Origin of the sequence: Acinetobacter sp. AOR01_HL, from assembly GCF_027855455.1 — a bacterium.
Classification (GTDB): Bacteria; Pseudomonadota; Gammaproteobacteria; order Pseudomonadales; family Moraxellaceae; genus Acinetobacter; species Acinetobacter baumannii.
This window is the reverse complement of the sequence record NZ_JAKTIM010000033.1, coordinates 42,092-62,615: the sequence shown is the minus strand read 5'-3', so window position 1 is coordinate 62,615 and position 20,524 is coordinate 42,092. Positions and strand designations below refer to the sequence as shown.

Genomic DNA, 20,524 nt, shown 5'->3' with positions numbered 1-20,524 from the left:
CTCTAGTCGATTACTGGTGAATTATTGAGAGGAAGTTCTGTTTTATCTTCATTAATCACATCGACATCTTGGGCGGTGGGCTCAAACTTAATCAGTAGTCCAATCACAATTAAAGGAATAAACGCAAAGATAGAAATAATCAGATAAACATCGGTTTTATATCCAGCCATCCAGATTGGTAAAACAAACAAAGCAATTGCTTGAGCAACGCCCGTTACTGCCCGGTTAAAGCCAACCCCAACGCCACGAATCGAAGCTGGATAAGCCATGGTTGGATAAACCATCATTTGTGCACCTGGCCCAAAACCTTCAGCAAAAAGCCACAAACCCAGCATGCCAATTGCGGTGTAAAGTAAAAGGCTATTATCGGGTTCACCAATGAATGCCAATGCAATGAGAGCTATAAACTGGAGTAAAAAGCCTGTAAGCAACACATGACGAGATTTAAATCTGCTGGCAACAAATACACCTAACAGCCCGCCCGTAAATGCAAATAGTAAATTAAGTCCAAGTGTGGTGGTAATGGTCGTCAAGACATCGGTATGAAAGAATCGCGTTAAAATAGAAGGTAAAAAGAAGGCAATGGTCGTGTACTGAAATGCCACCGAAATGTGAATCACAATGGCCACAATCGTTCTTGGCAAATAGGTTTTATTAAATAAAACTGTAAAACCCTCGCGCTTTTTCTTTTCAGCAGTTCTTTCTACTTTTTCAACTGTAGCGACTGCATTAATTGCATAGGATTCTTGTAGAACTTTAGCTGCCCCCTTTAAATCGCCCTGGTTTGCAAGCCAAATAGGTGACTCAGTTAAATATTTACCCCGAATAAAAATAATGAGTAACGCTGGCACTGCTCCAAAAATTAAAGATGCTCGCCATAACCAGTTGCTATGCTCTGGTGGTAAAAGAAAATAAAGCGCCAAAACTAGACCAAAACACACCGAAGAAGCGGCATACCACATTGGGCACCATGCGGCTAAACGCGCTGCCTTATTGCTACTACCATTAAATTTGGAAAACTCAGATAAGTATGACATTGCCACAGGCAAATCAATACCAACACTAATTCCCATAATAAATCGGGCTAAAATCAAAACCCATACATTCGGTGCAAAGCCTGCGACAATTGCCGCAATGACAAACAGCACCATGTCCGCCATAAAGACCCGATAACGGCCGATTTTATCTGTCAGCCAACCACCAATCAGGTTACCTACAATGGTTCCGCAGACAATTGCTGAAGCCACCACCCCAGTCATCACAGGGCTTAAAGAAAACTCTGAGATAACTTGCTCAATACCAAAGGACAGCGTTGTTAAATCATAGGCATCAATAAACACCCCAATCAGTGCCAACCAAATAACTTTATTCGACTTACCCTTCCCTGCAAATTTGGAAATTAATTGTGAAACATCATCGGGAGATTTAATTTCATAACGATGGCTATGATCGAGTTCTTGTGTGCTCACTTAATAATTCCTGAATTTTAATCACAGAAACAAAATAATGATTATTCACATAATACAAAAACAAATTAATCTGATGTTTTAATCTCAATTATAGAATTATCTTTTCATTATTAACTCAGCAGTAAAACCGATATAAAAGACAAAATAAAAGCTGGCATTTAACCAGCTATTTATTTAAAGACTTCCTAAAATATTAACTCGCCTGAGCAAGTTTTAATTCTTTTAGATTACGATATTTTGCACCGCGGTGATTTTCAGGTAAATATGGCCCAGCACCAAATAATTTTTCTCGTAAAGTTCCTTGTGTATATGAGGTTTGATATACCCCTCGTTTTTGCAACTCTGGAACAATAAATTCGACCACATCGGCAAAGGTTTGATGAGCCAAAATATAGGCAAGGTTAAAGCCATCAATATCGGTATCTTCAACCCATTGTTGTAAAGCATCTGAAACTGTTTCTGCCGAACCCACTAACACAGGTCCATTACCGCCTAAGCTGTTCCAGTTTGCAATTTCTTCAATGGTCCAGACACGTTCTGGATCTGCATTTACATAAGAATCTAATAAAGATTGAATGGCATTGGTTTGAATATATTCAACTTTATCGGTGGGTTGATATTGTGAAAAATCAACACCCGACCAGCCAGACAGCAAGGTTAAAGCACCATCATAGCTTCCATAGCTTTGATATTCTTTAAACTTAGCCTGTGCTTTTGCATCGGTTTCATCAGTGACAATCGACAAAAGCGCATAAATTTTAACAGAGTACGGATCGCGGCCTTCCTGAGCCAATTTCTGGCGAATGCCCTGCACCACTTTTTTAGTGGCAATTTTAGAAGGCGCTGCAATAAATACACACTCGGCATTTTGACTGGCAAACTTCTGCCCACGTGAAGATGCCCCTGCTTGGTAGAGTACTGGTGTTCGCTGCGGTGATGGCTCACAAATATGGATGCCCGGTACAGTAAAGTATTTACCTTCATGCTGAATTGGATGCACTTTTTTATGGTCAGCAAAGATACCGCTTTCACGGTCACGAACTACCGAACCTTCTTCCCAAGAACCTTCCCAAAGTTTGTAAAGGACTTCTAAATATTCATCGGCAATATCATAACGATTGTCATGGTTGACCTGAGTTTTTAGGCCCAAGTTTTTCGAACCACTTTCTAAATAAGACGTCACGATATTCCATCCAACTCGCCCTTTGGTTAAATGGTCTAGCGTGCTAATACGTCTAGCAAAAGGATACGGATGTTCAAAGGAAATAGAGGTCGTGACACCAAAACCCAAGTGCTTTGTGACTGCGGCCATCGCTGGCACAATCTGTAGCGGATCATTGACCGGAACTTGTACTGCACCTGTTAAGGCATATTCAGCACTTTGATGATAAACGTCATAAATACCGAGTACATCTGCAATAAAAATACCGTCAAAAAAACCACGCTCAAGAATTTGTGCTAAATCTGTCCAATATTCTAAATCTTTATATTCAACAGATCGATCTTGAGGATGTCGCCATAATCCAGGAGATTGGTGAGCAATACAATTCATTTCAAAAGCATTAAAACTAATTTTCTTAGTCATAAAATATTCGCCAGCATTTTATTTAATTTTTATACTAAAGCAATTTTTATGTTTTCTTTATAATATATACCCCAAACAAAATATGATTTTATTCTAATAGATTTTTATAATTTAATTTAAACAATCAAAATAATATTAAGCCACTAAAAATAGCAGCTTAATATCTATGATTATCAATTATTGTTTAGCTACTTCACCAATACGCCATTGATAAGGTGGTAATGTGCCGTTTACACTAAAATCACCAATAATTCGATTTTTAAATACTCTCGGGTTATGTGAAGCTAAAGTTCGTACGTTACGCCAGTATCGATCTAGGCCTAAATCTTTGTCCGTTGCAGAAGCACCTAAAGCGTCAAATAAAATCGTAGAAGCATTTAAAATTAGATCGGTAATTACCGTTTGAGACTGCGCACTTTCAAGTTCGGCAAGTGCATTTTGCTCCTCTTCAAGCTGCTCATTATTTTGAAATGCAGCTAAGTAAGCACGTTGTAAGCTTTGTGCTACTTTTTCAACAATCGCTCCTGCACTGTAAGCCGCACCACGGATTTGGCCTACTACTTGTAAAATTTGCGGATCCTGTTTTACAAATTGAGCATTTGCATGCGTGTAGTTTCGGGTACGTTTAGCAACAGCTTGAGAAACATCATAGGTTGCAGCACGCCCTAGACCTGTAATGATTGCCAGTTGAACCAGTTGATAGTAAGCCGCCGAATATTTAAAACGGTCATCGTCAGGTAAAATTTCAGCTTCATCAACCAATACATCGTGGAAATATGCCGTACCACTTGCAGTAAGCTGCTGTCCAAAGCCATTCCAGTCATCGACAATTTCGACACCTTCATCTTCACGGCGAACAACAACTGAGCCAGACTCTCCTTTTAAATCTGTTACCCCAACATCCACCCAGTCTGCATATAGGCTCCCTGTGGTGTAGTATTTTTTGCCTTTAACGCGAATTTTTCCGTCACTATCTCGATATAAGTGCGTTTCAAACTGATCGATTGACTCTTTCCCGCCTTCAGACCATGCACTACCCACTGTTTCGCCATTGGCAATTCGGTTAAGCCAACGCTGTTGAAACGCCTTATCTTTACTCACCAAGACATCTTCAGTAAAACCAAAATGCACACGCAAAGCTTGCGGTAAGTTTGAGTCGGCTTCTGCAAGTTCAATGAGCAATGCAAATAGTTCAGGAATAGTTGCATCAAAACCACCATGAGCTTTAGGAAGTCGTAACCGTGTAAAACCAATATCTTTGAGCCACTGAAGTTGTTCATACGGCAAAATATGTTGCTGCTCACGGATTAAAGCCCCTTCTTTAATACGGGCAAAAGTCGGTCTGAAGTTACTTGCCAATTCATCATACCGTTCAGAAGGTCCTTCACCCCATACCCGCGAAATGATTGAAGCCTGACTCAGTGCAGCGTGAGTTAATGAACCGAGATGATGCTCAAAATTTAAATTTGTCATGTAAGTAAAACCAATATTGCTTTGCTTTTACCATAAAATATTTATTTCACATGAAAACGATTATTTTTTTATAACAGTATTCAATCTTGATATAACACCAATCAAAAGCATGGCATTGCTAAGCAATTTGTTTTTTGTGAAGACTATGCTGACTTTGCAATAAGGTTTGCATATATTCTGAATAGACAGAAAGTTTTTCGAAAATATGCTCTGAGTAAAACATGTCATCAATTAAGTGTGTCATTTGATTGACAGTAAAGATATCGCATAGGCCGACCAGTGCTGCATTCATTTGAGCAAACAGAGCGCATAATTGAACATGCGTTTCATCCTTATTTTTAAATAATAATTTACGCATATCCAACTGATCCAAGTCTTTTAGACCCTCATCTTTTACGACTTTTACCCAATGAATTTTTATTTTTAAGAACTGTTCAAGTTGCTTTAAAGCCTCTAAATCAAGCTCTAAATGGGTAATTAAAAAAACTGTAGAGATATCACTTCGACATAATGCTTTAATTAAATTTAAATAAATAAATTCAGCTTCTCCCATCTCTATTAGTTCTAAATCTAGATATATTTTTAGGCTTTCTAAAACTTCGTCTACCTTAAATACGACCTTCTTGTCAGCTTGATAGTATTTATTAAGGATATTTAGCGCAGGTGGAGTCGCCGGTGTTGTATAAATGGCTGCTTTGTTTAAGTTTGCAAAAATAAATGGCGAGAATAGATAAGCCAAACTGCTTTGCTGTGGCTCAATGTGAGACTGAATTAAATACACGGTTTGAGTTTTAGAAAAATCCCTGAGTACTTTCGCTCTAAGTAAGGTTGCTTCAAGATTCACATAAGTCTGTTCCAACTGATCTATTACCAAGGTGGAAATAGACTGATTTTTAATAATTTTATGAATAATGTTCAGTTGAGAAGTGATAAACATTTTTTAACATCCAAGCTATTTTAGAAGCGCTACACTTACACTTAGGTCTTTAAGAAACACGCAACAACCAGACCCTACACAAAACAACAATGGAATAGAAAAGAAGAACACTATCATGTACTTATATAAAATCTAAAACAGCGTTCACATTGAGTCTTGAAAGTTGATTTAGGTTGGCGGTAAATCCTGTTCATTTTTATTTTGAACTTTAGAGGACTGGATATATAGCTACAGATGATTGAAAAAAAACTATAGCACGCTATCAAAACACGGTTTAACTGTTATAGTTTTATAAAAAATTTCTGTATCTACATATACAAATACAGTGAGTGCATGATTAAGAAAACTTCTTAAGGTAGGTAGTTTTCATGAGACGATCTATTGCATATCGCCAGATATTTCATCAATGTTTCAATGCAACATGTATTTTTACAAATGCAACATCAAGCCTAAACTTTGTTAACAGATTGAGAACAATCAATCGTTCTATTCTCTTGAAATATCAAGCAATTATGTTGCTTTACCCTGTTGGCACTTTACTTGCTAAGAACATTTATCACAGAAGTAAGCTTAATTGCCAAAGTACTTTTTTGCCTGAAATTAAGTATTTAATTCATTTAATCATCATCAGCTAGTTCACAGGGGGAAAGTTTATGAGCCTCGGTCTAACCGCTTTAGAATTAGCACGAATACAATTTGCTTTTACAGTATCCTTCCATATTATTTTTCCGGCCACCTCTATTGGACTTGCCTGTTTTTTGGCAGTTTTGGAATGGAAATGGTTAAGAACGCAAAACCCTATTTATAAAGATCTATTTAAATACTGGATTAAGATCTTTGCCGTTGCGTTTGGTATGGGAGTTGTTTCCGGTGTCGTGATGAGTTACCAGTTTGGTACCAACTGGAGTGAGTTTTCACGAGTAGCAGGAAGCATTACTGGTCCTTTACTTACCTATGAAGTCTTGAGTGCCTTCTTCTTAGAAGCGGGTTTCTTAGGAATCATGCTATTTGGTTGGGGCCGTGTTGGTCCTAGAGCCCATTTCTTTGCAACGCTTATGGTTGCCATCGGAACATGTATTTCCATGTTCTGGATTCTATCTTCCAATAGCTGGATGCAAACGCCGCAAGGTTTTGCCATCGAAAATGGCATTATTGTGCCAAAAGACTGGCTAGCTATTGTCTTCAACCCGTCCTTCCCTTACCGCTTTGCACATATGGGTGCTGCTGCCTTCTTGGTTTCATCTTTATTGGTAGTGGGGACATCTGCTTGGCACTTGGTGAAAGGCCGTCGTGATGAATTGGTGAAAAAATCATTCTCGATGGGTTTATGGATGGTGCTTGTGACTTCTTGTTTACAAGTGGTGATTGGTGATAACCACGGTTTAAATACTCGTGAGCATCAGCCTGCCAAACTTGCTGCAATGGAAGGTCACTGGGAAACCAATCATAACGAGCCTATGCCTCTACTGTTATTTGCCATACCGGATATGAAAGAAGAACGAAATCACTTTGAAGTGGGCGTTCCATATTTGGGTAGCTTAATTTTGACTCACAGTTTAGATGGGCAAGTGACTGGCTTAAAAGAATTCGCACCTGAAGACCGTCCAAACTCGACCATTATTTTCTGGAGTTTCCGTGTCATGGTGGGTCTTGGCGTCCTTATGGTCACCTTATCACTCATTGCTCTTTGGTTACGTAAAAGAGGAAAACTCTATGAAACATCATGGTTTCATAAATTTGCTGTAGTGATGGGGCCTGCAGGCTATGTGGCAATGTTGGCTGGATGGATTACTACCGAAGTAGGCCGTCAACCTTGGGTGGTATATGGCATTATGCGAACCAAAGATGGTTTATCACATACTGTTTCAGCAGATCAGGTGGGTCTAAGTCTCTTTATTTTTGTGGTGGTGTATACCATCGTTTTTGGTAGTGGAATTTACTACACCTTAAAACTCATTAATAAAGGCCCTGTATTTATCGACACGCCAAATATGGAAGCAGGCGGCGTAGGACACTTTAAAACACCGATGCGTCCACTTAGTGCAGTTGATGAAAATATTGACAGCAAACAAAACTCTGGGGAGAACCGTCATGATTGATCTTTCTTTAATATGGGTCGGTATTATCGGTTTAGGTGTTTTAATTTACGTGGTCATGGATGGCTTTGACTTAGGAATCGGGATTATGTTCCCCTTCATTAAGAATAGCCAAGAACGTGACGTGATGATGAATACCGTCGCTCCTGTCTGGGATGGTAATGAAACCTGGATGGTACTTGGGGGTGCTGGCCTGTATGCAGCCTTCCCGCTGGTCTATTCTACGGTTTTATCTGCGCTCTACCTGCCTATTATTTTCATGGTCATTGCCTTGATTTTCCGTGGAGTTGCTTTTGAATTCCGTTTTAAAGCTCATCGGACCAAACACCTTTGGGACTTAGCTTTTATTTGGGGTTCAGTTTTAACGAGCTTCCTCCAAGGGATTATTTTAGGGGCCTATATTCAAGGGATTAAAACCGAAAACGGTATTTTTGCCGGTGGCCCTTTTGACTGGCTTACTGCATTCTCCATTTTCACAGGTATTGGTGTAGTTGCCATGTATGCCACTTTAGGCTGTGGTTGGCTCATTTTAAAAACTGAAAAAGGCTTGCAGCAACGTATGTATGAGCTGATGCCAAAGTTAATTATTGCGCTGCTCATTATCTTTGGTGCCGTCAGCTTATATACGCCGTTAACACACCCCGAAATTGCCGATCGTTGGTTCTCTTTACCAAATCTGTTCTATTTTAGTCCAGTGCCTATTTTGGTCTTATTGTTTGTTGGCCTGATTTTATCGGCATGTAAAAAACAGCAAGATCACAAACCATTTATATATACCTTGGCATTGGTCTTCCTTGCCTTTACTGGTTTTGTAATTAGTTTGTGGCCAAATATCATTCCACCATCAGTTACGATTTGGCAAGCGGCAGCGCCTCATTCCAGCCAAATGTTTGCTTTAGTGGGTGCGCTTATTTTGATTCCAATCATTATTACTTACACCATTGTGTCTTACTGGGTATTCCGTGACAAAGTTCGTGTAGGTGATGAAGGTTATCATTAAGGTACGAGGGTGTTATGAAAAAGTCGTCAGTTAAACTCAGTCAAACCCAATGGTTTATTCTGTTATGGCTTGGTGGTTTTTTAGCCTTAGCTGTAATTGCGAGTTTGTTTAAAGTGATATTGATTTATGCTGCCCCTTACTTAAAGTAAACCCATCCTTATAAACAAATGCCGTTTGTAGATTCTGCAAGCGGCATTTATTATTGGCTCAGTGCATCTTTTATTTTGTTATTTCGTGCAGCCCATACATGTATAAATCAGAACAACTCGCTCATAGCATTCGCCAACTTATTGAAAGCGGCACTTTAAATGCACATGAGAAATTACCTTCATTAAGAGATCAGGTCCAACGTTCTGGTTTTAGTTTAATGACTGTGATGAATGCTTATCAGGAGCTTGAATCACAAGGTCTGATCTATTCAAAAGAAAAATCGGGATATTTTGTTGCCGAGCAAATTGCACTAAAACCACTGGAACAATATTCGGTCGTTTCACTCAATTCTAAAATTGAAATTAATTCTTTAGTTTTTAAATACCTTAAATCGATTCAACATGAGTCTGTTGTGCCTTTTGGTTCAGCTTTCCCTGATAGTCAACTTTTAGCTGCTCCCAAACTTATTCAAATTATGGGGCAACTTGCACGGCAAAGGCAAAGCTATGACCAGACAGCAAGCCTACCTCCCGGTAATTTAGCGTTAAGAAAACTAATTGCTCAGCGCTACTGTATGCAAGGCATACAGACCGATCCAGATGACATTGTCATTACATCTGGAGGATTAGATGCACTCAATCTTTCTTTACAAGCAGTAGCCAAACCGGGTGACTATATTCTATTGCAACAAACCGTGTTTTACGGTGCTTGGCAGGCTGCTGAACGTTTAGGGCTTAAGGTCATTACCATTCCCGAACATCCACAACATGGTTTTGACCTAGAGGCTTTTGAGCAGGTTATTCATACATATCCAATTAAAGTATGTTGGCTCATGTTAAATAGCCATAATCCGATTGGGTTTACGGTCAGTGATGAGATTAAATATAAAATTGCCAAACTGCTTCATGAACACCAAATTTACTTAATTGAAGATGATGTCTATGAAGAGCTTTATTATGGCGGGCAAAAACCACTTTCGATGAAGTACTTTGACCAACAAAATCTGGTACTGCACTGCTCTTCATTTTCTAAAACTTTAGGGGCAGGTTTTCGGGTAGGTTGGGTCTATGCGGGTAAATTTTCGGACCATATCCAACACTTACAGCTCATGAGTACTATTTCAGTGAATGCACTCATCCAAAATGCCTTGGTTGAGTTCTTGTCTCATCATCATTATGAAAAGCATTTGCGCACACTTAGACTTTCACTTGAACGTTATAAAAAGCAGTTTTACCACTATTTAAAGCAACATCTGCCCGCGATCTGCGAGATTTATTATTACCCAAGCGGTTATTTTCTATGGGTTAAATTGCCTCATAAACTCGATAGCATGCAAATTTATGAAGAACTCATCCAACAAGATATTGGTGTTGCGCCAAGCCCACTCTTTAGTGTCTTACCCGCACAGCAACATTATTTAAGAATCAATTGTTCTTTTGATTGGAACGAAAAAATTCAAGCTGCTTTAGATCAAGTCATCAAAACCATTCAACAAAGGGTCGAAGCAAGCCTGTAAAGTGATGCTTCGACCTAAGCACAATTTTAAAGTATTTAATTTATGATAGTTTCATCTTAAAGCGCGATTTTAAGGGTAAGAATATCTGGATGTTAATATGGAAATAGATGAAGAACTGACTCTTAAAAAAATACAGATTTTTTTGGCCTTTATGCGCTGTGGCAACTTGTCTAAAACCGCGGCAGAAATGCAACTGAGTAATGTCAGTGTTCATAAAGCACTACACTCTTTAGAAAGCGCTTTACGTTGTCCTCTTTTTAAAAATGAAGGCCGTAACCTCATTCCTTTAAAAAGTGCTTATGTATTTGAAGAACGGGCGCAAAAAATCGTACAAGACATTTTTATTACCGTAAATAAAACCAGAGAAGCCGCTGGCTTTGCAGCCAAGGTTTTACATTTAGGTTCACTTTATTCTTTGACTGTAAATACGATTCCAAATGTGATTAGCGGTCTTAAACTCAGACGTAGTGAGCTTGATATTCAACTGTTGCTGAGTTCAAATCAGGATTTGGTGAAAAAGCTCAAAGCAACTGAGCTGGATGCAATCATTGTAGCTTTAAATGAAACCACTCAAGATGATGACTTTGAAATTTTGCCGATGTTTTCAGACGATATCTTTCTGGCAGTCAATAAAGATTCAAAATATGCTGAGTTTAAAGATATTGATTTAAGCCTTTTAAAAGAAGAAACTTTTTTAACTTTAACCAAGGGTTTTGCAACTCATAACGACAGCGACATCATTTTTAAAAAAGCCGGTTTTTCACCTAAAGTTGCTTTGCAGGTCAATGATATTTTTACCTTAATTAGTATGGTTAGCTCAGGTGTAGGTTTCGCACTATTACCTGGCCGTATTTCTGCGGTTTATGAAAGTTCGGTAAAACTTATTCCTCTAAAACAGCAATACCACATGCAACAAGAAATTGGTCTGGTCTTTTTAAAAAGTAAAGAACGTGACCCAAACTTACTTGCTCTCATTGCTGAATGTCGAATGTTTGCCTCTAATTTTAAAAGATAGATATCGGCAACTTATTAAAGAATAATGAGTTGCCGTTGTGCGATTTTCAAAAATTTATCCAAAAATCGCATTAACCGTTAAGAAGAAGACAGAAGGTCCAAGTAAGCACCCTAGTCCTGTATAAAAGGTTGCAACTAAAGCGCCATAAGGTACCAATCGAACATCAGTGCCAGCTAGGCCCGCTGCGGTGCCACTGGTTGTTCCTGCCAAACCGCCAAAGACCATGGCAGAGCGTGGACTTTTTAGATACATAAATTTCGCAAGCAGTGGCGTCCCTACCATAAAGAAAACTGACTTGATTAATCCAATCGCAATAGAAAGTGCGATCACATCAGAGCTTGCGCCAATTGCGGTTCCTGTAATTGGACCGACAATATAAGTCATTGCGCCTGCACCGATCGTTGTCATAGAAATGGGATCTCGATACCCCATGCCCCATGCGACCAGAACCCCAATTGCAAAAGGCACAACGCAACCAAGCATTAATGCAATGAGACCAATTTTGCCTGCTTTCTTGACTTCTTTAACATCAACTTCAAATGCAGTTGAAGCGATAGCTAAATCACGAATCATGGCTCCGCCCAACAGCGCAAAACCAGAAAAAATAGCGATGTCCGAAACACCTTTGGTTCCCTGCGTATAAACTCCTGCAAAGTAAGCAACAACTAAACCTAAAGTAATCGCGATTGCAGAGCTTTGTAGCTTTCCTTTCGTCAAATATTTTGATAGTAGATGGGAAACGAACATCATTAAACCCGTTACTGCAAGAGCAGTAACTAATGCATTTTTTGATAACACAGCAATTATAGCGTCCATCATTTAATTCCTTTTTGATTGAACTTTTTGTAGTTTATATTTGCTTAGGCTATTTTTTCCTTACTTTCTAACGTCCATTCATAAGTTTCATAGTCGCCACTAATTCTATTTAAATAACGGATGACTAAAACCGTGCCAATTAACGATGCAATAGAGACAATCAGCCCTAACATGCCACCCGATAATGCTGCAACGACATTTTGACCTGCTGACATCGCAACAACGATCGGAATATACATACCAGACCAATATAAAACGCCAAATTGTGTGACTTGAGGTAAGTAACCTTTTCTTGCCAACAATTCTTTAGACAAAATTAAGAGAATCATTGAAATAGCAACGCCACCGACATTCGCTTTAACACCTAATAGCATGCCTAAGGTGTTACCAAGATAGTCGCCTAATAAATGGCAGATCGCTAATATTGCTGTTCCATATATAATCATTGTAAATCCCTCATATCCTTGGGTTATTACTCAATTTTTAATTTGTATTGTAATTACAAAGAAACATTATTTTCGTTTTGCATTGCTAACTGAATGCTGTCTAAACGTGTTCCCTGAAATGACAATACAGTTCCTTCTTTAAATGTTCGACGTGCAAGCGTAGTAAGTACCGTTCCCGGCAAAGCTTCGATCTGCAACCTTACACCTCGCTCCCATGCAGCTTGGATAGTACTTTCCCAATCTACAGTTCGGCTCATATTAAAAGCCAAATCATCACCAATCTGTTCTGGCCTGCCAAGTGTACGAGCCGTTGTACCACTTAAATAACGTATTTTAGGCTGCTTTAAAGTCACTCCCTCCATAGACACTGCAAGTTGCTTTGCTTGCTGACTTAATAATTCACAGTGCGATGGCACCGATACATCTAATTTTTTTGCCATCACGCCTTGTTGCTTTGCTAAAGCAGCAACTTGGTTCATGGCTTCAAAGCTTCCTGAAATAACGATCTGGTTATGTGCATTAATATTTGCGACAAAAACCTCTGGCGTTATTTCATAAATCTGTTTGACCCATGTTTCAACAGTTGCACGATCTGCACCAATCAAGGCGGTCATACCATAGCCAACCGGATAGGCGTTTTGCATGAGCTCGCCGCGATAGGCAACCAAACGAATAGCATCTTCATAGGATAAAACTCCCGCTACAACCGCCGCTGACCATGCACCGATTGATAAGCCCGCAACATAATCTGGTGTTAAGTTTTCCGCTGTTAATAAGGCTGAACTCACCACACCTGAAATCAGTAAACAAAGCTGTACTGCACGTGTCGATTGCAATGCAGCCAGACTATCTAGCATCAAGACATCTTCTTTGAGTGCATCCGATGCACGCTCAAGGTACTCTTTAGCTAGAGCTGTTTGAGCTAAGTCGTGTAACATATTGCTTCGTTGCACACCTTGTCCCGGATATACCCAAATTGAAGCCATGATATCTATTCCCTAATTCCATGGGTTTTCTAATAAAACAGCACCATCAGGACGTTTTAATAGAACTTTTCTGCTATTCCTTGCCCATTCTTTTAATGCCAAACCGCCTTGTGGAAGTTGAAGCTGTATATCCACATTCAGCCCTGCTTGCTGAAAATTTTCGAGTAGCTCAATCGCCTGCTTTTTAGCAAAAGGTTGTTCAGCTCGAATCAACAAATCTATGTCACTTTGCTGGGATACTGTTTTAATGCCCGTTGCCAGTTCAAACCCGAAACTTCCTGTATATCCCCAACATTCTGAAAAGTTTTTCATAATGCTGGAAATGCTCTGTAAACGTTCTGCCAAGTGCTCAAACTGTTGCGTGTCTACGCGAGTCAGCGCTTCTGGCTTAAGCTGTCTGCTAATTAAAGATCTTGGCATTTGAGCTGCATATCGTTGATAGCGAAGTTGTCCTCTTACACCCACAGCCACCTGATCTACAGGAGTAATTGCCCGTCGAACCACAACAGGATCACCACGTTGCAATACCTCTCTCACCCAATGCGGAGCATCATCAGCCAAGCAATCGACCGTCATACCCCACAACAAATCATGGGCTTCGAGCTTAAGTTTCATAACCATTGCTCACGCAATAATTCACGGACCTTTTTAGACATTTGACGGTTTTGGCCATGCAGTCTTTGTTCCAGTCCTCTCGATTGCTCAGCATTAATTTCTTTAAACGCTTGAGCAATTGCCTGTTTCGCTAACAAAAGATCATCGTTTGTCGGTTGTTCAGGGTTTTCAACAGATAACAGTTCAGATAACAAACCAAGCGTGGCATAACTTTCAATGTCATAAGCCATTGGTGGAATGCTTGAGGCCAATTGCTCTAACTCATCAACCGACCGTAAGGTAACGCGTGCAGCAGATTCCTTACCCATTGCATGCACCATAACACCTGAATCTTTTAAGGCAATAATACGATTGGCTTGGTATCCATGCGCCAAGAAAGCACCAGACATCGACTTACCAACCAATAAACTCACAATAGGATGACCTGCCAATCTGGCTCTAGCATAGCTATCTACTGCACCCGCTAAAGCTTGATGAATACCTAATAATTCTTCGCGGCGCCCATAGGCCTGACTTGGAACATCAACTAAACATAAAATAGCGCGTTTAGTTTCCGAATGAATATCAGCTTGAATCACTTCATTAACTGCTTTTGCTAAACTCCAGCCTTCTAATAATCCAACTTCCCCTTGTTTTGCTCGAGGGAACAGATTATTGCTGTCTTGAACAACGGCAATCACACGTACCGCTTGCTGATCAAGCTGACCATCAGCCACCCAAATCGAAGCTGGAAAACCTTCAACTGTTTTAAAGCCCTGCGTGAGTGCTTTAAACCAATGTGCACCACGAGTAGATGCTTTTAATGTATCAACGGCGATATTCATGCTTGCTCTCCTTGATACAAAGCTTGAACTTGTGCTGGGGTAATCTGCTCAGCAGTATCAACTTGTTGTAGCTTTTCTAAATAGAATGAGTAATTTGAACTACGATGCTGATGAGGTACGCCTTGAGTTAAATAATCGATGACTCGCTGACGAATTTTCTGGCGATCATCGTCTACATAAGCATCTGCCAAACCACTAGCAAACCGTTGGTTCCCGCCAGTAATACTCCATATAAATGGACGATCTTTGGCGTTATATTCTTGTACACCAGCTTCTTGTTCTATCACTTGGGGGCCATTTAGACCTAAACGTCCTTCTTGTGTCATTACAATATAGCTACATAGTCCAGCTGCAATTGACATACCGCCAAAACACCCTACACTACCAGCAACCACGGCAATCACGGGTTGATACTGCCGTAAATTCACAATTGCAGCTTGAATCTCAGCAATTGCAGCCAAACCCAGATTTGCTTCTTGTAAACGAACGCCACCCGTTTCCAACAATAAAATTGCAGCTGTTGGAATGCCTTTTAGATTGTCTTCAACCGCAAGTTCTAAGGCACCCCCAATTTTGGCACCGCCCACCTCACCTAAACTGCCACCTTGAAATAAGCCTTCAATAGAAATTAAAACCACTGGGCGTTCTTGAATAGATCCTTTTGCAATCACCACGCCATCATCGGCTTGCGGCACAATATTCTGTTTAACGAGCCAAGGCGACATAACACGGGCAAATGGGTCGAGCAACTCTCGAAAAGTCCCTTCATCTAATAATGCTTTAGCACGCTCTCTCGCACTCAGCTCAATAAAATCTTGTTTATTTAACAAACTCTGAATATCAGTCATGAGCAATCTCCTCCAATGCTTGTTCCAGTCGTAAGCGAACGACACCAGGAGTTGCACCAAAGTCATGAATATCAATATTGACCGCTGGCGGTATTTGCGCAGTAAAAATTCGTTCAAAAAGATTGTGCCAACGTGCTGCACTGCCATCTACCGAAGTCACCACTTGAATAGAAGCTTTTCCAGTTTCACCAGGTTCCATCAAAATTTCTAAATCACCTGAACCAACACATCCTACCAATGCTTTTTTTACAGGTGGCTCTGTGGCCACAAATTCAAAATGAAGTGTTTCCATAATCAAAATCCCTTTTTATTTTTCACAGATGACTGCTCAACACGATCTATAAACAAGGTTGCTGCCAACAAATCTGCGGCACCACCAGCAGACGCCTTCATCCGAAGCAGGTCAATCTCTAAAAGATGCAAAGCACGTCGACCTTCTAAGCTTGAACTGCCACCCAAATCCAATACTTGCTGAGCACCTTGTTGCATACGCTTTAAACCAGATGTGCCAGAGCGATAAAGCACACAGGTATCGGTCAAATCTGTCATCATGGCAAGTAAGGCATCTAAGCGAGCAAACTCTTCTTTCATGGGTTTACTACGACTTTGATAAAGTTGCTTTAACCCAAAATTCACAATAGTTGGAAAGCCTTGTTGTGCCTGTTCCTTGGCACCTAAGATGCCTAATTTCTTTTGTACTTGCTGACCATGACTTAAAGCCTGCTTTGGAATAAAGCGATCTTCAAACTGAGCAATCTGGCCTGCTAACTGGCATAGCTCAACAGCAGAAAAGTACTGTTGATTCGTGTGCGCTAATGCTGCTGCGGTAACCATTAACCCTAATGCCCAAATTGCACCGCGATGTGTGTTGACACCATTTGTCGCCAACATCATGGTCTTTTCACCTTGGCGGCCAATTTCTCCAATGTCTTCGCGTAAGGCCAGACAAACTTTTCCGTAATGCTTCGCAGCTTGAGCCATCGCTTCAAACATGGGTCCTAAACTTTTCGCAGAGCGCTCCATTAATTCCAAAGTCAGGTCATCATGTGCACCACTGCCACGGCGATCTACCAAGGCTGGTTTAGGCGTCAGATTAACTTCATCAATTAAAGCCTCGACCGCCATATCTGCTAAAAGCTGACTATCGCTAAATGTTTGATATTGTACTTGTGCCATCATTACCAACTCCTGAATTTTGCAGGTGGTTGATATAAACCATCTGACCATGTCACCAAGTCGGCAATATTTTTCGCCGCTAAAAGTTCACGTGTGGCATCGGTACGGCGAATACCTAAATCTTCAGGGAATACCACCAGACCTTCACTTCTTAAACGTGCTGTTGTTTTTGGGTCTTGAGTTAAACCAATACTGGTCACACCTGCCACCGCAGCAATCATGGCTTGACGCTCTTCTTGACTGCTTGCTTTATATAGATAAGCAATGCCTTCTTCGGTCAGTAAATGGGTCACATCATCGCCATAAATCATGATCGGGGCTAAAGGCAAACCTGCGGTTTTAGCCACATCAATCGCATCAAGACGTTCTACAAAAGTTGGCTTACCACCCTCTTGAAAGGTTTCCACCATTTGAACAACTAACTTTTTACCACGTGCCAAATAAGTTTCGGTTTCATTGGCACCTTGCAAACGCATATCTAACCATGCAGGTGTATCGTGACGACGTCCGCGTGGATCATGCCCCATGTTTGGTGCACCACCGAAACCAGCCAAACGACCTTTGGTAACGGTCGAAGAATGCCCCATGCCATCAACTTGCAAAGTTGCACCAATAAATAGATCAACGGCGTACTGACCTGCGAGCTGACACATCATGCGGTTGGAACGTAAAGCGCCATCACGACCTGTAAAGAAAACATCGGGACGAGCAGCAACATATTTTTCCATACCGAGTTCAGTACCAAAACAATGCACGCTTTCAACCCATCCCGTTTCAATCGCTGGAATTAAGGTTGGATGTGGATTCAGAGTCCAGTTTCGGCAGATTTTTCCTTTTAATCCTAAAGACTCACCATAGGTCGGTAAAATCAGTTCAATTGCCGCAGTGTTAAAACCAATACCATGGTTTAACGATTGCACATTATGCTTTTCATAAATTCCGCGAATTGCCATCATCGCCATGAGCACATGCACTGGCTTGATATGTTTCGGGTCTCGAGTAAATAACGGTTCGATATAAAATGGCTGATCTGCGACCACCACATAATCCACCCAAGAGGCAGGAATATCGACACGGGGTAACTCTGAGACGTCATCGACCAGTTCATTGACCTGAACAATCACGATACCGTCACTAAAAGCAGCAGGTTCAATAAGTGCTGGAGAGTCTTCGGTACTTGGACCTGTATAGATATTGCCTTGACGGTCTGCCATAAAGCCCGCTGAGAGCACTACATTTGGAATAAGATCAACCACCAAACGTGAATACAACTCGATATAGGTATGAATCGCACCAATCTCTAGTAAACCATCTTCAATTAACTGACTAATACGCAAACTTTGTGGGCCAGCAAAAGAAAAATCGAGCTTACGCGCAATACCTTTTTCAAACAGATCAAGATGTTCTGAACGCCCTACGCTTGGCATGATCATATGCAAATCATGCAAAATATCTGGATTGGTTTGAGCCAAAGAGCGCGATAAAAAATCAGCCTGCTTTTGGTTATTCCCTTCGAGTACAACTTTGTCACCCGGTGTAATTAAGGTTTCCAAAACTTTAATAATGTCTTGAGTTGGAATCACCACACCATCGGTATATTGGTTTGCCATCTCTAGTTTTAATTGTTTGGCATGACGCCGCTTTGTCCATAACCGTTCTTTATTCTGAACTGATCCTTCCATGTGCTTACCTATAGATCGCAGTTTTGTTCTGAATCTATAAAAACGCGTTATGGAGTTTCGATCAATCAACCTACATCATTAGTTATTAACCTCAGGTTAATGATTAATTTATATTCGATGAATTTCTTCAAAAAACCAATCTAGACAGATTTTGACTTTAGGCAAATTTGCATACTCTGGTCGGTACACCAAATAATAAGAAAATGACGAAGATAAATGAATTTGAGGAAATAAACGCACCAATCGTCCAGTCTGTATATCTTTTTGCGCCATGACGCTACGTGCTAATGCCACACCATGACCTTCCATTGCAGCCTGTAAAACGGCTGATGAACTGTTAATTTGCATACCACGACGAATATTGATGTTATCCACACCCACACTTTTTAGCCAAGATTGCCACCTTGGAAACTGTTGATGTTTTTCCATCGAAAGGTCATGAATTAAAGTGATATTTTTTAGATCGTTCGGCGTTAAGAGCGATGAGTGTTCATTTAAAAATGCGGGCGAGCATACCGGATAAACCTCTTCATCCATAAGTTTAACGGCTTCTAAACCTTGCCATTGTCCTTGACCATATCTGACACCCACATCGACTTTTTGTTCTAAAAAATCTACGGTTTTCAAGTTAATGTCTAAACGAATATCAATATCTGGATATTGTTTTTGAAAATGATCAATTCTTGGTAATAGCCATTTTTCGGCAAATGCTGGACTGACCGCAATATTAAGCACACCTGATAGAGAATCTTGTTTTAATTTCTCCAAAGCCAAAGTGAGCTTATCAAAACCCGCCCGAATATCTGGTAAAACCGATTCAGCCAGTTCAGTAGCGACCAGCCGATTTTTACCGTTAGTTTGCCGATGAAATAAAGGAAAACCTAACCAATCTTCAAGTGTACGTACCAATTGCCCCACTGCGGCCGGAGTCACATTCAACTCTTTTGCGGCAGCAGAAAAACTTTTGTGGCGTGCGCTGGCTTCAAAAGCACGAAGTGCATTCAAATAAACTGGTGAATTCATAGGCACTAAAGTTTTTCTTTATTGGATAAGTAGATTATCTCATTTGTACTTATAAATCTTTATTTCTAAAATGCTCTGTAATCTATTCATAACGATTAAATTTTTACATCTTGAGTAGGCTTGCTCACTCACTTTATTTATTTTGTTATTGAATAAAGAGAATTGCGTTTAGGAGGAGAGTAGTCATGTTGATCCATGCCGATTTTTCACAGGCTGTGATTATCAAACCTGAAGACTATCACTGGGTGAAATCTCCCCGTGGGGAAGTTGATCGTGTCATGCTCGATCGTATTGGCGATGAAGTAGCCCGTGCAACCAGTTTGGTGAAATATGCACCCCATACAACCTTCCCTGAACATCGACATCATCATGGTGAAGAAATCCTAGTACTTTCAGGCGTATTTACTGAAAATCAAAATCAGCACTACCCTGCTGGATGGTATTTACGCAGTCCCCATCAGTCGGGACACCAACCATCGAGTGAAGAAGGTACATTGATTTTTGTCAAACTTATGCAAATTCCTACGTCAGAAACGCAAACCTTACGGATCAATACCAACGACCCAGCACACTGGCAAGAAATAGGTTCGCGTTTAATTTGCACATTGGTTGATGCAAGTTATGAACACACTTATTTAGAAAAACTCAAGCCGCAGCAACTTTTTACTGAAAAAGCTGAGGGTGGAATCGAAATTTTGATTACCCAAGGTCAATTAGTTGATAAAGAAACAGTTTATGAAACTGGCACATGGATACGCCTACCACCGAAAACACATGCACATTTTCAAGCGGGTTTATCTGGCGCTTCTCTTTATGTAAAAACCGGACACCTAGCCTCAGCCATTGCTGAATATAATTAAAGGCTCT

At 40.4% G+C, this 20,524-nt stretch carries 20 protein-coding genes; 6 read left to right on the top strand and 14 right to left on the bottom strand.

What is annotated here, in order from left to right; genetic code table 11:
• Positions 1-2: 2 nt before the first annotated feature.
• From MKL62_RS10075 to MKL62_RS10060, 4 genes are all read right to left on the bottom strand, one after another.
• Positions 3-1,469 carry an MFS transporter gene (locus tag MKL62_RS10075; RefSeq protein WP_005128863.1) on the bottom strand — a complete coding sequence of 489 codons (1,467 nt, stop codon included), beginning with the start codon at positions 1,467-1,469 and terminating at the stop codon, positions 3-5.
• A gap of 193 nt (positions 1,470-1,662) precedes the next feature.
• Complete coding sequence (locus tag MKL62_RS10070) at positions 1,663-3,054, bottom strand: LLM class flavin-dependent oxidoreductase (RefSeq protein ID WP_005128864.1); 1,392 nt, start codon at positions 3,052-3,054, stop codon at positions 1,663-1,665.
• Between the two features lie 177 nt (positions 3,055-3,231).
• Positions 3,232-4,527 carry an acyl-CoA dehydrogenase family protein gene (locus tag MKL62_RS10065; protein ID WP_005128865.1) on the bottom strand — a complete coding sequence of 432 codons (1,296 nt, stop codon included), beginning with the start codon at positions 4,525-4,527 and terminating at the stop codon, positions 3,232-3,234.
• Positions 4,528-4,645: 118 nt separating this feature from the next.
• Positions 4,646-5,464, bottom strand: coding sequence for a hypothetical protein (locus tag MKL62_RS10060; protein WP_005128866.1), 819 nt, complete (start codon positions 5,462-5,464; stop codon positions 4,646-4,648).
• A gap of 653 nt (positions 5,465-6,117) precedes the next feature.
• On the opposite strand from MKL62_RS10060, the gene MKL62_RS10055 reads away from it, so the two are divergent.
• The 5 genes from MKL62_RS10055 (at position 6,118) to MKL62_RS10035 (ending at position 11,241) form a co-directional block, all read left to right on the top strand.
• The gene (locus MKL62_RS10055) at positions 6,118-7,563 is read left to right on the top strand and encodes a cytochrome ubiquinol oxidase subunit I (RefSeq protein WP_000052002.1); all 1,446 of its coding nucleotides are present in this window, start codon (positions 6,118-6,120) and stop codon (positions 7,561-7,563) included.
• Entirely contained in the window at positions 7,556-8,560 is a 1,005-nt protein-coding gene (cydB, locus tag MKL62_RS10050; protein ID WP_000566431.1) for a cytochrome d ubiquinol oxidase subunit II, read from the top strand. The genes MKL62_RS10055 and cydB overlap by 8 nt, the downstream gene beginning before the upstream one ends.
• A 14-nt stretch (positions 8,561-8,574) precedes the next feature.
• The gene (locus MKL62_RS10045) at positions 8,575-8,709 is read left to right on the top strand and encodes a hypothetical protein (RefSeq protein ID WP_005128867.1); all 135 of its coding nucleotides are present in this window, start codon (positions 8,575-8,577) and stop codon (positions 8,707-8,709) included.
• A gap of 98 nt (positions 8,710-8,807) precedes the next feature.
• Positions 8,808-10,226 carry an aminotransferase-like domain-containing protein gene (locus MKL62_RS10040; RefSeq protein WP_005128868.1) on the top strand — a complete coding sequence of 473 codons (1,419 nt, stop codon included), beginning with the start codon at positions 8,808-8,810 and terminating at the stop codon, positions 10,224-10,226.
• A 97-nt stretch (positions 10,227-10,323) separates the two neighbouring features.
• Positions 10,324-11,241 carry a LysR family transcriptional regulator gene (locus MKL62_RS10035; protein ID WP_000401807.1) on the top strand — a complete coding sequence of 306 codons (918 nt, stop codon included), beginning with the start codon at positions 10,324-10,326 and terminating at the stop codon, positions 11,239-11,241.
• A 54-nt stretch (positions 11,242-11,295) separates the two neighbouring features.
• Here the strand turns inward: MKL62_RS10035 and madM are convergent, their stop codons facing one another.
• The 10 genes from madM to gcvA form a co-directional block, all read right to left on the bottom strand.
• The gene (madM, locus tag MKL62_RS10030) at positions 11,296-12,057 is read right to left on the bottom strand and encodes a malonate transporter subunit MadM (protein WP_002133212.1); all 762 of its coding nucleotides are present in this window, start codon (positions 12,055-12,057) and stop codon (positions 11,296-11,298) included.
• A gap of 44 nt (positions 12,058-12,101) precedes the next feature.
• Positions 12,102-12,503 (bottom strand): malonate transporter subunit MadL, encoded by a 402-nt coding sequence (madL, locus tag MKL62_RS10025; protein WP_000587899.1) that lies wholly within the window; start codon positions 12,501-12,503, stop codon positions 12,102-12,104.
• Positions 12,504-12,556: 53 nt separating this feature from the next.
• The gene (gene mdcH / locus MKL62_RS10020; RefSeq protein ID WP_005128870.1) at positions 12,557-13,489 is read right to left on the bottom strand and encodes a malonate decarboxylase subunit epsilon; all 933 of its coding nucleotides are present in this window, start codon (positions 13,487-13,489) and stop codon (positions 12,557-12,559) included.
• A gap of 12 nt (positions 13,490-13,501) precedes the next feature.
• Positions 13,502-14,110 (bottom strand): malonate decarboxylase holo-ACP synthase, encoded by a 609-nt coding sequence (locus MKL62_RS10015; protein WP_025470057.1) that lies wholly within the window; start codon positions 14,108-14,110, stop codon positions 13,502-13,504.
• Positions 14,101-14,928: a biotin-independent malonate decarboxylase subunit gamma gene (gene mdcE, locus MKL62_RS10010; RefSeq protein ID WP_001017586.1), complete on the bottom strand. Its 828-nt coding sequence runs from the start codon at positions 14,926-14,928 to the stop codon at positions 14,101-14,103. The genes MKL62_RS10015 and mdcE overlap by 10 nt, the downstream gene beginning before the upstream one ends.
• Positions 14,925-15,776 carry a biotin-independent malonate decarboxylase subunit beta gene (locus MKL62_RS10005; protein ID WP_000129851.1) on the bottom strand — a complete coding sequence of 284 codons (852 nt, stop codon included), beginning with the start codon at positions 15,774-15,776 and terminating at the stop codon, positions 14,925-14,927. Before MKL62_RS10005 ends, mdcE begins: the two co-directional genes overlap by 4 nt.
• Positions 15,769-16,068 carry a malonate decarboxylase subunit delta gene (locus MKL62_RS10000; protein WP_000448956.1) on the bottom strand — a complete coding sequence of 100 codons (300 nt, stop codon included), beginning with the start codon at positions 16,066-16,068 and terminating at the stop codon, positions 15,769-15,771. The genes MKL62_RS10005 and MKL62_RS10000 overlap by 8 nt, the downstream gene beginning before the upstream one ends.
• Positions 16,069-16,070: 2 nt before the next feature.
• Positions 16,071-16,955: a triphosphoribosyl-dephospho-CoA synthase gene (locus MKL62_RS09995; RefSeq protein WP_005128872.1), complete on the bottom strand. Its 885-nt coding sequence runs from the start codon at positions 16,953-16,955 to the stop codon at positions 16,071-16,073.
• Positions 16,955-18,634: a malonate decarboxylase subunit alpha gene (gene mdcA, locus MKL62_RS09990; protein ID WP_005128873.1), complete on the bottom strand. Its 1,680-nt coding sequence runs from the start codon at positions 18,632-18,634 to the stop codon at positions 16,955-16,957. Before mdcA ends, MKL62_RS09995 begins: the two co-directional genes overlap by 1 nt.
• Before the next feature lie 108 nt (positions 18,635-18,742).
• The gene (gene gcvA / locus MKL62_RS09985; RefSeq protein ID WP_005128875.1) at positions 18,743-19,657 is read right to left on the bottom strand and encodes a transcriptional regulator GcvA; all 915 of its coding nucleotides are present in this window, start codon (positions 19,655-19,657) and stop codon (positions 18,743-18,745) included.
• A gap of 185 nt (positions 19,658-19,842) precedes the next feature.
• Here gcvA and MKL62_RS09980 point away from each other — a divergent pair, with 185 nt between their 5' ends.
• Positions 19,843-20,517: a cupin domain-containing protein gene (locus tag MKL62_RS09980; protein ID WP_005128878.1), complete on the top strand. Its 675-nt coding sequence runs from the start codon at positions 19,843-19,845 to the stop codon at positions 20,515-20,517.
• Positions 20,518-20,524: the final 7 nt, after the last annotated feature.

Bases quoted from the DNA above. Each gene is read 5' to 3' on its own strand.
- MKL62_RS10015 (WP_025470057.1), bottom strand. From the start codon at position 14,110: ATGGTTATGAAACTTAAGCTCGAAGCCCATGATTTGTTGTGGGGTATG.
- MKL62_RS10040 (WP_005128868.1), top strand. From the start codon at position 8,808: ATGTATAAATCAGAACAACTCGCTCATAGCATTCGCCAACTTATTGAA.
- MKL62_RS10065 (WP_005128865.1), bottom strand. From the start codon at position 4,527: ATGACAAATTTAAATTTTGAGCATCATCTCGGTTCATTAACTCACGCT.
- mdcH (WP_005128870.1), bottom strand. From the start codon at position 13,489: ATGGCTTCAATTTGGGTATATCCGGGACAAGGTGTGCAACGAAGCAAT.
- MKL62_RS10035 (WP_000401807.1), top strand. From the start codon at position 10,324: ATGGAAATAGATGAAGAACTGACTCTTAAAAAAATACAGATTTTTTTG.
- MKL62_RS10060 (WP_005128866.1), bottom strand. From the start codon at position 5,464: ATGTTTATCACTTCTCAACTGAACATTATTCATAAAATTATTAAAAAT.
- cydB (WP_000566431.1), top strand. From the start codon at position 7,556: ATGATTGATCTTTCTTTAATATGGGTCGGTATTATCGGTTTAGGTGTT.
- MKL62_RS10005 (WP_000129851.1), bottom strand. From the start codon at position 15,776: ATGACTGATATTCAGAGTTTGTTAAATAAACAAGATTTTATTGAGCTG.
- MKL62_RS09995 (WP_005128872.1), bottom strand. From the start codon at position 16,955: ATGATGGCACAAGTACAATATCAAACATTTAGCGATAGTCAGCTTTTA.
- mdcE (WP_001017586.1), bottom strand. From the start codon at position 14,928: ATGAATATCGCCGTTGATACATTAAAAGCATCTACTCGTGGTGCACAT.
- MKL62_RS10045 (WP_005128867.1), top strand. From the start codon at position 8,575: ATGAAAAAGTCGTCAGTTAAACTCAGTCAAACCCAATGGTTTATTCTG.
- MKL62_RS10070 (WP_005128864.1), bottom strand. From the start codon at position 3,054: ATGACTAAGAAAATTAGTTTTAATGCTTTTGAAATGAATTGTATTGCT.
- MKL62_RS09980 (WP_005128878.1), top strand. From the start codon at position 19,843: ATGTTGATCCATGCCGATTTTTCACAGGCTGTGATTATCAAACCTGAA.
- MKL62_RS10055 (WP_000052002.1), top strand. From the start codon at position 6,118: ATGAGCCTCGGTCTAACCGCTTTAGAATTAGCACGAATACAATTTGCT.
- madL (WP_000587899.1), bottom strand. From the start codon at position 12,503: ATGATTATATATGGAACAGCAATATTAGCGATCTGCCATTTATTAGGC.
- madM (WP_002133212.1), bottom strand. From the start codon at position 12,057: ATGGACGCTATAATTGCTGTGTTATCAAAAAATGCATTAGTTACTGCT.
- mdcA (WP_005128873.1), bottom strand. From the start codon at position 18,634: ATGGAAGGATCAGTTCAGAATAAAGAACGGTTATGGACAAAGCGGCGT.
- MKL62_RS10000 (WP_000448956.1), bottom strand. From the start codon at position 16,068: ATGGAAACACTTCATTTTGAATTTGTGGCCACAGAGCCACCTGTAAAA.
- gcvA (WP_005128875.1), bottom strand. From the start codon at position 19,657: ATGAATTCACCAGTTTATTTGAATGCACTTCGTGCTTTTGAAGCCAGC.